Origin of the sequence: Myxococcus llanfairpwllgwyngyllgogerychwyrndrobwllllantysiliogogogochensis (genome assembly GCF_006636215.1) — a bacterium.
GTDB classification, from domain to species: domain Bacteria; phylum Myxococcota; class Myxococcia; order Myxococcales; family Myxococcaceae; genus Myxococcus; species Myxococcus llanfairpwllgwyngyllgogerychwyrndrobwllllantysiliogogogochensis.
On record NZ_VIFM01000315.1, the window covers coordinates 1 to 12,281 of the forward strand.

Annotated in this window: 11 protein-coding genes; 8 read left to right on the top strand and 3 right to left on the bottom strand. The window is 69.4% G+C overall.

What is annotated here, in order from left to right:
• The first annotated feature begins 146 nt into the window (after positions 1 to 146).
• The gene (locus tag FJV41_RS43130) at positions 147 to 1,442 is read left to right on the top strand and encodes a TerB family tellurite resistance protein (RefSeq protein ID WP_246137779.1); all 1,296 of its coding nucleotides are present in this window, start codon (positions 147 to 149) and stop codon (positions 1,440 to 1,442) included.
• 133 nt (positions 1,443 to 1,575) lie between these two features.
• Positions 1,576 to 2,112, top strand: a complete 537-nt coding sequence (locus FJV41_RS43135; protein ID WP_246137780.1) for an imm11 family protein — start codon at positions 1,576 to 1,578, stop codon at positions 2,110 to 2,112.
• Between the two features lie 41 nt (positions 2,113 to 2,153).
• Here FJV41_RS43135 and FJV41_RS43140 read toward each other — a convergent pair whose 3' ends face one another.
• On the bottom strand, positions 2,154 to 2,357 hold the full coding sequence (locus tag FJV41_RS43140) for a hypothetical protein (RefSeq protein ID WP_141648459.1): 204 nt from the start codon (positions 2,355 to 2,357) through the stop codon (positions 2,154 to 2,156).
• A gap of 310 nt (positions 2,358 to 2,667) precedes the next feature.
• On the opposite strand from FJV41_RS43140, the gene FJV41_RS43145 reads away from it, so the two are divergent.
• Both FJV41_RS43145 and FJV41_RS43150 read left to right on the top strand, forming a co-directional pair.
• Positions 2,668 to 3,384 (top strand): dienelactone hydrolase family protein, encoded by a 717-nt coding sequence (locus FJV41_RS43145; protein WP_141648460.1) that lies wholly within the window; start codon positions 2,668 to 2,670, stop codon positions 3,382 to 3,384.
• A gap of 22 nt (positions 3,385 to 3,406) precedes the next feature.
• Positions 3,407 to 5,527 carry an FUSC family protein gene (locus FJV41_RS43150; protein WP_141648461.1) on the top strand — a complete coding sequence of 707 codons (2,121 nt, stop codon included), beginning with the start codon at positions 3,407 to 3,409 and terminating at the stop codon, positions 5,525 to 5,527.
• A 111-nt stretch (positions 5,528 to 5,638) separates the two neighbouring features.
• On the opposite strand, the gene FJV41_RS43155 is transcribed toward FJV41_RS43150, so the two are convergent.
• Positions 5,639 to 7,087 carry a HEAT repeat domain-containing protein gene (locus FJV41_RS43155; RefSeq protein ID WP_281291604.1) on the bottom strand — a complete coding sequence of 483 codons (1,449 nt, stop codon included), beginning with the start codon at positions 7,085 to 7,087 and terminating at the stop codon, positions 5,639 to 5,641.
• Positions 7,088 to 7,338: 251 nt separating this feature from the next.
• Between FJV41_RS43155 and FJV41_RS43160 the strand changes: the two genes are divergently transcribed.
• Genes FJV41_RS43160 through rsmB form a run of 4 tightly spaced genes read left to right on the top strand, consistent with a single transcriptional unit; the run spans position 7,339 to position 11,203 of the window.
• The gene (locus FJV41_RS43160) at positions 7,339 to 7,920 is read left to right on the top strand and encodes a signal protein (protein WP_141648463.1); all 582 of its coding nucleotides are present in this window, start codon (positions 7,339 to 7,341) and stop codon (positions 7,918 to 7,920) included.
• A gap of 28 nt (positions 7,921 to 7,948) precedes the next feature.
• Positions 7,949 to 8,884 (top strand): methionyl-tRNA formyltransferase, encoded by a 936-nt coding sequence (gene fmt, locus FJV41_RS43165; RefSeq protein ID WP_141648464.1) that lies wholly within the window; start codon positions 7,949 to 7,951, stop codon positions 8,882 to 8,884.
• A gap of 43 nt (positions 8,885 to 8,927) precedes the next feature.
• Complete coding sequence (locus FJV41_RS43170; protein WP_246137781.1) at positions 8,928 to 9,890, top strand: type II 3-dehydroquinate dehydratase; 963 nt, start codon at positions 8,928 to 8,930, stop codon at positions 9,888 to 9,890.
• Positions 9,887 to 11,203: a 16S rRNA (cytosine(967)-C(5))-methyltransferase RsmB gene (gene rsmB / locus FJV41_RS43175; protein ID WP_141648465.1), complete on the top strand. Its 1,317-nt coding sequence runs from the start codon at positions 9,887 to 9,889 to the stop codon at positions 11,201 to 11,203. Before FJV41_RS43170 ends, rsmB begins: the two co-directional genes overlap by 4 nt.
• Before the next feature lie 3 nt (positions 11,204 to 11,206).
• Here rsmB and FJV41_RS43180 read toward each other — a convergent pair whose 3' ends face one another.
• Positions 11,207 to 12,112, bottom strand: a complete 906-nt coding sequence (locus tag FJV41_RS43180; protein ID WP_141648466.1) for a LysR family transcriptional regulator — start codon at positions 12,110 to 12,112, stop codon at positions 11,207 to 11,209.
• Between the last annotated feature and the right edge of the window lie 169 nt (positions 12,113 to 12,281).

The following is a 12,281-nucleotide window of genomic DNA, read 5'->3' on the forward strand; positions in this document are numbered from 1 at the left end:
GCGGGTGGGTTACATCCGCCGGACCGTCACGAGGCGGGTCCGGGGGTGTTCCGGTGTTGGATTTCAGCAAGGCGGGGTGGCTCACTCCGCTCCTCAATGAAGCGGTCGCCGCTCACATGGGCACGCCCGCTTCGGAGGAGACCGCCTTGCATCTGGGCTCGGGACGCGCCCGTGCCCGGGCGTACCTTCGGCGCACCCTTCGCGCCAGTGGGCTCTTGTACGGCACGCCGGCGGACCCTCCCGAGTCCCTGGAGGCGGGTCCGGACACGGAGCTGCATGCCCGGGCGCTGGAGGATCAGCTCTTCCACGCGGTGGTGCGGACGCTGGCGACGCTGGCGCTGGAGCTGGCGCGGCACGTGGGCGCGCCGGCCGGGCCTCGGGGCGAGCAGCTGCTGGTCCTCTTCGCGGTGTTGTCCGGCGAGCTGGAGCTGGCGTCGACGCTGGCCGAGCAGCTCGCGGCGGGCAAGCCGGTGACGAAGCGCCAGGTGGCGAAGGTGGAGGTGGCGCTGCGCAAGCGCGAGCCCACGCTGGCCGGAGACCCGGTGTATGGGCTGGTGCTGCACAACGGCGCGCAGTACGCGGACGCGCAGCTGTTCTGCCGGCAGGCCATCGACTACTTCGCGAGCGGGCGGTTGTTGAAGGAGCAGGTGCGGCGGCGCTCCGACTTCGCGGCGAAGCAGAAGGCGCTGCTGGTGGACGTGCTGACGGGGCTGGCGTGTGTGGACCGGCAGCCGGGCACACCCGCTCGGCGGGCCATCCTCAAGCAGGTGGAGGATTTGAAGCTGCCGGCGGCGATGGCCTCCGAGCTGAAGGCGGCGGTGAAGCAGTCCTTCGAGCGACGGCGCTCCGTGCGGGACGTGGTGCGCCAGGTGCGCAGCGTGGACATGCGGCACTTCCTGCTGGAGCAGACGCTGTTGGCGGCGCTGGTGGATGGCCGGCGCACGCGGCGTGAGCGGGCCTTCATCGACGAGCTGGCGGACGCGCTGCACGTGCCGAAAGAGGAGCTGCGGCGGCTGGAGCTGGAGATGGCGGAGTTCTATGCGCGCCACCGCTCCATCGTCGATGTGTTCACCGTGAGGGACGCGGCGAGCGCCATGGGCGACGACATGGTCGCCGGCATGCAGGAGACGCTGGAGAAGAACTTCTACCGGCTGATGCAGGAGGTCCGCGAGACGGGCGACCTGGCGGTGCTGGTGGCGAAGCTGGCGCGGCGGCAGAAGCTCACGGAGGACGAGCGGCACCGCATGCGCGCGCAGCTCATCGACGTGGCCAAGGCCATTCCCGCGCTCGCCATCTTCGCGGCGCCTGGAGGCTTCCTGCTCCTGGCCGCGCTGGCCAAGTTGTTGCCGTTCAGCCTGCTGCCCAGCTCGTTCCAGGACGAGGCGCCCGCGCCCTTCCCGGACGACGCGGAGGACTACGGGCCGGAGCGCGAAGCAGGGTAGGGACTGCACCAGGGCGCGAGGTGGCGACGCCCGTGTGAAAGTCCCAGCGCATGGGCTCGGTTGTGGCCGTAGCCTAGGCACGCAGGCAATGACCATGCTGAATCCAACTCGATACTTCAGGCTCAAGCCGGAAATGCAGCGCGGGAAATGGTCCCTGGACAAACCGCTGGACAGCCAGGGCCGTGAGCTGGAGGACTTCAGGGAATTTACGTCCGGACGGCCCGCCCAGGTCTCGGGCCGTCTGGCGATTCCCATCGATGAGTCCGGAAGACGGTTGGACTACAGCACCGCGGGCGCTGGTATGACTCCCGTTGTCCACGTCAGGGTGGCCACCCTCTTCGCGGAGTTGGCCCCCAATGACGTGCAACTGATACCCGTGGATATCAAAGGCTGCCCGGATGAGTACCTCATTCTCGTGGCGACACGGCTTGTCCGGTGCATCGACGACAAGGCATCGGAAGAGGTGCTGTATTGGAAGGCCGAGGACGAGCGGCCAGAGAAGCTCGGTCAATACCGAAGCGTCTATGGACTGCGGATTGACCGCTCGAAGGTGGGTGACGCCAAGGTGTTCCGCACCTGGGGATGGTCCGGAGTTCTCATCGTCTCCGAGGACATCAAAGCGGCCCTTGAGCGCGCGAAGGTCTCAGGGGCCGAGTTCGAGGAAGTCTAGCGAGGTTGGAGATCTGGCTGGCGCTTACGACAGCAGGCCCGCTACAGGTCGATGGTGCAGATGCACATCCCGTTGAAGCAGGTGCCGGTGGCTCCCGACAGGCTGCATTGGTGCTGGCACAAGCTCCTGCTGCAGATGCCCGGGAGGGTCGGTCCCGCGGATTCAGTCGGCAACGGGTTTGCTCCCACGCTGAAGCCTCCGCCCAGTCCCACCATCAGTGCCGCGCTCATCATGATTCGACGCATGTTTCCTCCCATGCGCGGAGGGTTCCGCGCGGGAGGGCTACCCGGTTGACCGGGGGCTCATTTCCGGCCGGATGCAGGCGGTCAGGGATGTTTGTCTTTTCGATGCCATCCGAGCCGCTCGGGAATGGTTGTCGCGAGACCTCGGGGAACGGCCGTTCATCTTGTCGGGGCCTGGGACACGTCGAGCGCCCGCCCGCCGGCCTGCCCTGTTTCTTCAAGAGAGGGTGCTGCCAGAAGCGCGAACGGGTCCCAGCTTTACCGGGCGGACCCGGGCCCCTGCGGTGGCCTGCTTTTCGTGGGAGGCGTGTCGATGCGCGTACACCAGCGTGACGTGGAGGTGGGCGTGGGCGGCCGCCTGCTCTCGGGGCGGCTCGTCGTTCCCGAGCGAGCGGGCGGGCTCGTCATCCTCGCGGGGGATGCGGACTCACCGCGAGCCGACGCGAGCGGTGGCGGCGGTGCGCTCCATGGTGTCCTGCATGCGGCGGGGCTCGCGACGCTGTGGCTGGAGTTGCGCACTGCGGACGAGGAGCTGGCCGAGGACTGGACGTTGCGACAGGGCTCCCACGTGGAGCTCATCGCGCACCGGTTGGAGGTGGCTCGTGACTGGCTTCAGCGTGACGAGAGCCTCTCGTTGCTTCCGGTGGGCTACCTCGGCACGGGTCTGGGGTCGGCCGCCGTGCTCGTGGCCGCCGCGCATCAGCCCGGAGGCGTGCAGGCCGTGGTGACGTTGGGCGGCCGACCCGACAAGGCCGGCGCGCTCCTCGCGGACGTGCGGGTGCCCACGTTGCTCATCGGCGAGGGCGACGACGCGGACCGGATGTCGCTGGTCCGGGGTGTGTTCGACAGGCTTCCTTCGAAGACACGCAAGGCGCTCCAGTTGCTCGACGGTGCCTCGCGGGGCTTTCCCGAGCCAGGACCGCTCGCCTCCGCTGGGCGCATGGCCACGGCCTGGTTCTCCGACTGCTTCCGCGCCGCGGCGGGCCCCGGAGTCCTGGAGTGGACGGGCGAGCAGGACGGAGCGGTGTGACGACGGGGACCTTCTTCGCTCCATGAACTCGCTCAGGCGTCACGTCGAGTCGTTCGTCCGACTGGAGCCCGCGCGTCCCGCGTTGGGAGCGGGCCTTCGCGCCGCGCTCGCCGTCGGCGTGCCCATGGTGGTCGCCGCGACGCAGCACCTGCCCGCCGCGACCTGGGTGGGCATGGCGGGCCTCTTCGTCACGCTCGTGGACCGGGGTGGCCCCTATCGCGACAGGGCCGTCACCATGGGGGCCATGACGTTGTTGGGCGCGGTGATGGGACTCGTCTCCGCCTGGCCACTGCCGTCATGGGCCGCCGTGTTGTTCACCTTCGCCTGGGTGACGGCGTGCGGCTTCGCGCGCTCGTATGGAGACACCCCCGGGTTGATGGGCGTGGTGCTCGCCAACTACACGGTGGTGTCGCTGGCGCTGCCGGCGCATGACTTCGCCGCCGCGCTGTCCCGCTCCGGATTGTTCATCCTGGGGGGCTTGTGGGCGATGATGCTGGCGCTGGTGCTGTGGCCGCTGCGGCCCTATCGCCCCGCGCGCTTCGCCATCGCCCGCTGTTATCGCGACCTGGCGGACCGCGCGGAGGCGGTCGGAAAGTGGCCGCTCGAGGGCCCCACCGCGCCCCCCAATCTGGTGGAGGTCGTCGACTGGGAGTCTCGCGTGCGCCAGTCGCTGGAGGAGGCCCGAGGCGTGTTGGCTTCCACCCGTCGCGAGCGAGCAGGGGAGAGCGACCGGGGTGAACACCTGCTGGTGCTGCTGGAAGGCGCGGACGCGGTGCTCACGTTGCTGGTGGCGCTGCCAGAGACGCTGGAGGTGGCGCCTCGCGAGTCGCGCTACCACGCCCTGCGTGCGGAGGTGCAGCGCGCGCTCTCGGAGCACTCGCGGGACTTGCGGCACATCGCTCGCGCCCTGGAACAGGAGAAGGGGGAGTCGGAGCCCTCGACGTGGAATGCCGAGCGCGTGCGGCGCGCCCTGGCGGCGCAGGTGGCAGAGGGCGGTCTGTCCGACTCGGCTCGCGCGGCGTACTCGCATGCGGAGGCGTTGCTGGTCCGGTTGCGGGAGTACACGGAGGCTCTGCTGGAGGTGGCCAACCACCTGGAGGACGGCCGCCCCGTCGAGTCGGACCTGCCCATGGGGCCTCATCCCGCCTCGCTGAAGGGCCGTCCCTTGCTGGAGCCGTTGCGGGACAACCTGGGCACGGACTCCGTCATCTTCCGCCATGCGCTGAGGCTGGGCGTCACAGCCGCGCTCGCCACCGCGCTCGTGCGGGGGCTGGGGTTGGACCATGGCTATTGGGTCATCATCACCGTCATTGTCGTGCTCCAGCCCTATTCGGGGATGACGTTCCAGCGCGGGTTGCAGCGCGCGGCGGGGACGTTGTTGGGTGGGGCGCTGGCGGCGGGGCTCGTCGCGCTGGTCAGGGACCCGGCCGTGCTGCTGGGGGCCATCATGGTGTTCTTCGCCGTGGCCATCGCCGTGAAGCCGATGAGTCTCTCCTTCTTCCAGGTGTTGCTCGCCCCCGCGCTGGTGCTGTTGGCCGAAATCCAGACGGGCGACTGGGAGTTGGCGGGGGTGCGCATCGCCAACACGATGATTGGTGGTGCCATCGCGCTCGTGGGCGCGCGGCTGTTATGGCCCAGTCCGGAGCATGTTCGCTTCCCGGAGCAGGTGGCGAACGCACTGCGCGCCGACCGCGAGTATCTGTTGAGCGTGGCCTCCGCGCGCTCGGACGCGGAGCCGGAGGTGCGCGAGGCACGGCGCAAGCTGGGCTTGCAATTGCTGTCCGCCGAGGCGTCGTTCCAGCGGCTGCTCACCGAGTACCGGGGCTCATCGAGGCAGTTGGAGCCGGCGATGGCCCTGCTCGCGTATGCGCGCCGCTTCGGCGCCGCCGTGACGGCGCTGGCCGCGAGCCGCCAGTGGCACGCGAAGCAGGACTTGTCCCCCGTGGCGAGCTACGCGGGGAACGTGTTGGAGGACCTGGCGCTCGCGGTGGAGCACCGCCGCGCGCCGTCCCCGTTGCCTCGGACCGCGTCGACGCACGAGAGCATGGATGTGCTGTCTCGCACCCAGATGGACCGACTGGTGCGCCAGCTCACCGTGCTCCACCACGCCACGGTGCGCGCGGCGCCCCAGTTGTCTCCGTAGCGCGGCGCCTGTTGCGGAGAGCGCCGCTTGGTGATGCGTGGCGTCGAGTGTGCTCCGTCGAGCGACGCCTCATCGCGGAGAGCGCCGCTCGATGGCCCTGCTCATGACCTCTCAGGTGCGCTCGATGCGCATCAGCAGGCGACGGAGGTCCTCGTTGACGCTGGCGAGCTGCGTGACGCCTTGCTCCTCCTGGAGCTGCTTGCGCAGGTCCGGCAGCGTGGTGTCACGCACCTTCTTCGCCGCGTCCTTCGAGCCGTCCAGCAGCCACCCCGTCGCGAGGATGAAGGCCAGCCGCACCTCCGTGTCGCGCTCCCCCAGCTTCGCGGCGAGCGCGGGCACGTGGTCGCCCGAGCCCGTGCGGCCCACTTCCAGCGCGGCCCGCTCCAGCATCGGCTTGCTCGCCTTGTCCATGCGCTGCACCCAGCAGCCCGCGTTGCCCGAACAGGCCTGCCCCGCCTCCAGCAGCGCCGCGTGCCCCGTCACGATGTCCGCGCGCTTCTTGCCCAGCGCCGCCGCGTCGTCGCAGCCTTCCTCGCCCGTCGCCTTGCAGTCGGCCGCGGTGCGCGCCGGCTCCGCCGCGGCGATCTTCTGGAGCAGCGGCAGCTCGCGCGCATCACCGAGCATGGCCAGGCCCTTCACCGCGATTTCACGCGAGTACCAGTCGCCCGTGCCCGCGGCCTTCTCCAGCGCGGGCATCGCGTCGCGTCCGCCCAGGCGCACCAGCGCGCGCACGTACGCGTCACGCACCGTCGGGTCCGTCTCCAGCACCAGCGTGGACAGCGGCTTCACCGCCTCCGGCGCCCGCAGCCGGCCCAGCGCATCCGCCGCCTGCATCCGCACCAGCGACTGAATCTGCACGTCCGAGTGCGAGAACGTCAGCAGCTTGAGCAGCGGCTCCACCGCGCGCTTCTCGCGCAAGTCGCCCAGCACCGTCGCCGCCTTCATGGGGTAGCTGGCCGGGTTGACGCCGTTCGTCTTCGCCCAGGCGAGCAGCTCCGAGTCCCGCCCCTCCAGCGCAGGCAGCAGCGCATCCGCCGCGGGCTGGCCCAACTGGTACAGCGCGAAGCTGCTCTCCACGTAGAAGGACTTGCCCTTGCGCTCCTTCGTCAGCATCCGGATGAGCGCGGGCGCCGCGCGGCCGTCGCCAATGTGGCCCAGCGCCTCGATGGCCTTCTTGTTGAGGAAGGGCTCCACGCCCTCGTCCGTGGCCAGGACGATGAGCGGCTCCACCGCCTCCTTCGCCTTCATCGTCCCCAGCACCTGGATGGCTTCGATGCGCGCATACGTGTCCTTCGCGCGCAGCAGCGGCACCAGCGCGGGCACCGCGCGCACGTCACCGATGGCACCCAGCGCCGTCACCATCGCCTTGTTGGCCAATTGCGCGGACATGTCTCCCGCCGCCGGGTCGATGGCCGCCGACAGCGGCTCCACCGACGAGGCGTGGTGCACGTCGCCAATCGCCCGGGCCAGCGCCGCCTTCACCTCCGGCTTGCGCTCCTGCGACAGCGCTTCGTGCAGCATGGGCAGGAAGGTTTCAGTGACCTTCGTCTTCGAACGCATCGCCTCGATGAGGCGTACCCGATCTTCAGCGCGCCGCGTTTGCTGCAGCGTCCCTTCCCAGTACTCGGGCGTGTTGGGGTCCGATTTGCACCCTGTGAGACAGAGGATTGCTGCGGCAACACACCACGCTGCGATGGGGCGGCTCATGCAGGCTCCTGGACGTCTGCGGGGTTGTCCTGTCCGCCGTCGTAAACCTCCTGTCACGAAGGAAGCAAATCAGCCGCGGCACCTGGGGTACGCTGGTCAACGACATGTCCGACGACATTCACAACGCGTCGCGCCCGGGCTACACCCGCCGGACGTACCTGCTCGACCGGGAGTTCCAGCTCAAGTACATCCTTCTACTGGCCGGCATGGGCGCGGGCAGCCTGGGGGTGTTCGGAGCGCTGGCCTACCGGCTCCACGTGTCCTCCGTGAGCGCGGGAGTGGACGGCGGGCCGTCGCTTCTATGGCTCACCGCGTTGGGCTCCGCGGGGCTCGGCGTGCTGCTGGGCCTGTTCGGTCTGCTGTTCACCCACCGGGTCGCCGGCCCCGTGCATGTGATGAGTCTCTATGTCGCGGCCCTGGCCGCCGGGCGCTACCCCCGGCTGCGCCCGCTGCGGAAGAAGGATGAGCTGAAGCGCTTCTTCGACCGGTTCAGCGAGGCGGTGGACCGCATCCGCCAGCGCGAGGCCGACGAGGCGCATGCCCTGGAGGTGGCGCTGGCCGCGCTCAAGCCCGTGGCCACCACCCCCGAGGCCCGCGAGGCGCTGGAGACGCTGAACCAGCTGCACACGCGCAAACGTCAAGCAGTGGACAATCCCACCGGGGGCACCTTCAAGTCCGTGGCTTGAAGCGTCGCCGCAGGAGAACCGCAACACCATGAGCCGACCCCGCATCATCTTCATGGGCACGCCCGACTTCGCCGTGTCCTCGCTCGAAGCCTGCTTGGACCTGGGCGAAGTCGTCGCTGTCGTCACCCAGCCGGACAAGCCCAAGGGCCGGGGCAACACGCTGACGGCGCCGCCCGTGAAGGAGCTGGCGCTGGCGCGAGGCGTGCCCGTGTTCCAACCCGTCAAGCTGCGCACGCCCCCGTTCGCCGAGGAGCTGCGCCGCTTCGAGGCCGACGTCTGCGTGGTGACGGCTTACGGTCGCATCCTCCCGAAGGACATCCTCGACCTGCCCAGGATGGGCTGCGTCAACGTGCACGGCTCGCTGCTGCCGCGCTTCCGGGGGGCCGCGCCCATTCAGTGGTCGATCGCCTACGGCGACACGGAGACGGGCGTCACGCTGATGGTGATGGACGAGGGCCTGGACACCGGCCCCATGCTCGCGATGAAGCGGCTGCCCATTGGCCCGGAGGACACGAGCGCGACCATGTACCCGAAGCTGGCGGCGCTGGGCGGAGCGCTGCTGCGCGAGTCACTGCCGGCGTACCTGAGCGGTGAGCTGAAGCCCGTGCCCCAGCCCTCGGAGGGCATGGTGCTGGCGCCCATCATCGAGAAGGACGAAGGGAAGCTGGACTTCAACCGTCCCGCCATCGCGCTGGAGCGGCGGTTGCGCGCCTTCACGCCGTGGCCGGGGGCGTTCACCACGCTGGGCGGCAAGCTGGTGAAGATTCACCGCGTGCGCGTGGCGGAAGGTCAGGGCGCGCCGGGCACGGTGCTCGCGGCGGGGCCGGAGGGGCTGGAGGTGGCGTGCGGCGAGGGCTCGCTCGTGCTGCTGGACATCCAGCCGGAGGGCAAGCGGGTGATGAAGGCGGCGGAGTTCCTCATGGGCCACAAGCTGGCCGTGGGCAGCCAACCGTTCGGCACCTAGGGGATATGTCGCGGACGGGACGCGCTTTTTCGAGTACAGGCGGATGGGCATGAGACTGCTGGTGTTGCATGGGCCGAACCTGAACCTGCTGGGTGTGCGCGATGGCACGCGCGGGCTGTCGGACCTGGATACCGCGCTGCGCGCGCGGGCCAGGGAACTGGGACTGACGCTGAAAATCGTCCAGTCCAACCACGAGGGCGTGCTGCTGGACACGCTCGCCGCCGAGCGCGAGGCGGTGGAGGGCATCCTCATCAACCCCGCGAGCCTCTTCGGCTCGTACGCCCTCAAGGAAGGGCTGGAGGCGGTGGGCCTGCCCGCCATCGAGGTGCTGCTGCGTCCCCCTGCCCGCGAGTCCGTCGTCGGGGAGGCGTGTGTCCTCCAGGTGCACGGAGCCGGCGGTGGCTTCGAGCCCTATCTGGAGGCGTTGGACACCTTCGCCAGCGGCGTCTTCACCCCCGGCAAGCCGGAGCCGAAGAAGTCCCTGGGCCGCAAGCAGGAGGGCGAAAGCCCGGCGGCGGCGAAGTCCTCCACCTCCGGTGCAGGCAAGTCGATGGGCCGCAAGGGTGCCTCGGAGACGACGGGGTCCGCGCTCGTGCGAGTCCCCGCGAAGCCGCTGGCGCTCCCGTCGGGGCAGGGCGCTTCCGGTTCTGGCAAGTCGATTGGACGCAAGCCGTCCGCCGCGAAGTCCGACGCCGCGGAGTCCTCCAAGTCCGGCAAGACGCTGGGACGCGGGTCGAAGTCGGTGGCGTCGACGACGGACCTGCTCACGCGGGTGCTGGTGCGCCAGAAGATTTCGGACCGGCTCTCCGGAAAGCTCACCGCCTCCGAGCTGTCCACCTGGGCGCGCTCGCGATACGAGGCCATCCAAGGCGGCTCGCCCGCCGAGCATGGCCAGAGGGACTTGCTGGAAGACAGTCTCCAGCGCCTCACGCTGTCCCACCTCCCCTCGACGAAGCTCTCGGATGAGCAGCTCGTGGACTTGATGACTCGGCTCGACGAAGGATGAATCCCCGCGCACTCGCCATCCTCGTGTTGGCGCGCGTCCGAGCAACGGACGCCTATCTCAATGTGGTGCTCGACACGATGTTGTCGGAGTCACCCCCCAAGGACCCGCGTGACGCGGGGCTCGCCACGGAGCTGGCGTATGGCACCACGCGCCGGCAGCTCGCGCTGGACTACGCCATCACCCGCTTCGCCGACCGCAAGCTGGAAGCCATGGAGGACCGCGTGCTGGCGGCCCTGCGCATTGGCGCGTACCAGATATTCCACACCCGCGTGCCCGCGCGCGCCGCCGTGGCGGAGACGGTGCAGGCCCTGAAGGAAGTGGGACTCACCCGCGCCGCCGGCTTCACCAACGCCATCCTCCGAAAGCTCGCGGAGCTGCCCGCGCCGCCGCTGCCCTCGCCCACGGACGTCGCCCACCACCTGTCGGTGCGTGAGAGTCATCCCCAGTGGCTGGTGGAGCGCTGGCTGCGCCAGTTCGGCCGCGAGCGCGCCGAGTCCATGCTGGTGGCGGACAACCAGTCCCCGCCGGTGGTGATTCGCGCCAACACGTCCAAGGTGACGCGCGACGCGCTGCTCACGCAGTTGCAGGAAGTGGGCGTCGAAGCGAAGGCCGCGACGATTTCACCTGTGGGCATCATCCTGCCGCCGGTGGGCCGCATCGAGGATGTGTATGGCTACTCGGAGGGGCTGTGGCAGGTGCAGGACGAGGCCGCCCAGCTCGTCGGCGTGTACGGCGCCATTCCCGACAACGCGCGCGTGCTCGACGTGTGCGCGGCGCCGGGCGGCAAGTCCTGCCACCAGGCGCAGTCGCACGACGTCGTCGCCGTGGACCTGCACGCCCACAAGCTGCGCAAGATTGAGTCGGAGGTGAAGCGCCTGGGCCTGACGTCGCGCCTGAAGGCCTACGCGCACGACGCCTCGGAGCCCTTCCCGGAAGCCTGGGGCGAGTTCCACGCGATGCTGGTGGACGCGCCGTGCTCGGGGCTGGGCACGCTGCGCAGACACCCGGAGCTGCGCTACCGCCGCAAGGAGGAGGACGTCTCGCGACTGGCGGCGCTCCAGCGGCGCATCCTGGAGAACTGCCAGGAGGCGGTGCCGGCCGGCGGACTGCTCGTCTACGCGGTGTGCACGCTGGAGCCGCAGGAGGGGCAGGACCAGGTGGAGATGTTCCTGCGCAGCCACCCGGAGTGGACGGCCGAGCCGCCCGTGCTGCCGGGCCTCAAGTTGCCGCTCACCCAGGCGTACTTGAGGACCCTGCCAGGTCCGGAGGGCTTCGACGGGTTCTTCGCCGCGCGCCTCCGGAAGATGTACTAGCGACTACGTGTCCTCGGCGACCGGCAGGTTGGCGGCGGCCTTGAACGCCTCCAACACCGCCGCCGAGGCGCGGTCCAGGTACTTGCCCTTGCGGATGAGCAGGCCGATGGGGCGCGACACGGGGCCTTCCGCGAAGGGCTTGGCCACCAGCGAGCCGCCCTTCACCTCGCCCTGCGCGGTGGACACGGGGAGGATGGCGACGCCCAGGCCCATCTCCACCGCCCGCTTGATGGTCTCCACGTTGTCCATCTCCATCACCGGGTTGATGTCGATGTTCTTCTCGCGGAAGAGCCTGTCCAACGCCTTGCGAGTGGGCGCCTCGCGGTCGAACGCGATGAAGGGCACGCCGGACAGCGCGGTGAGGCTCACCTTCTGCTTGGAGGCGAAGGGGTGGTTGGGGGCGCAGACGATGGCGAGCTTGTCGTCGCGGAACGGGAGGATGTCCACGCCCGCGCGCGGCTGCGGATAGGCGACGATGCCAATCTCCGCCGCGCCCAGAATCACGTCGTCGTAGACTTGGTCATTGCGCCGGTAGTTCAGGCGCATGTTCACCTTGGGGTGCGCCTTGAGCAGCTGCTTCTGCACGGCGTTCAGCTCGTGCAGGCCCACCGAGTAGATGGTGGACACGGTGCTGGTGCCGGCGACCTCCGTGGCCTGCTCGCGAATCTCCTGCTCCACCTCCGCGAAGCGCGCGAGGATTTCCTTGCACCCGCGAAACAGCCGCTCGCCCGCGGGCGTCGGCGTCACCTGCCGGGCACTGCGCGACAGGAGCTTCTGCTCGTAGCGGTTCTCCAACGCGCGAATCTGCTGACTGACCGCCGACTGCGTCACGTGGTTGAGCTGGGCCGCTCGCGAAAAGGAACCCGTCTCCACCACGTCACAGAACATTTTCAGGGACTCGAGCTGCATGGGCCGCTCCCTACTCCCAAACCTAATGGCCAGGCCACTATTAATTAGTCAGCCTACGTCACGCCGCCAAATGCTCTAACCCCTCGGCCAGGCCGGTTGCCCGGCGGAGGACGGAAGAGGGCCTTGTGCCGAGTGGCCGTCCGAGGGCTTCAGGGCGCGTCGGGAGGGG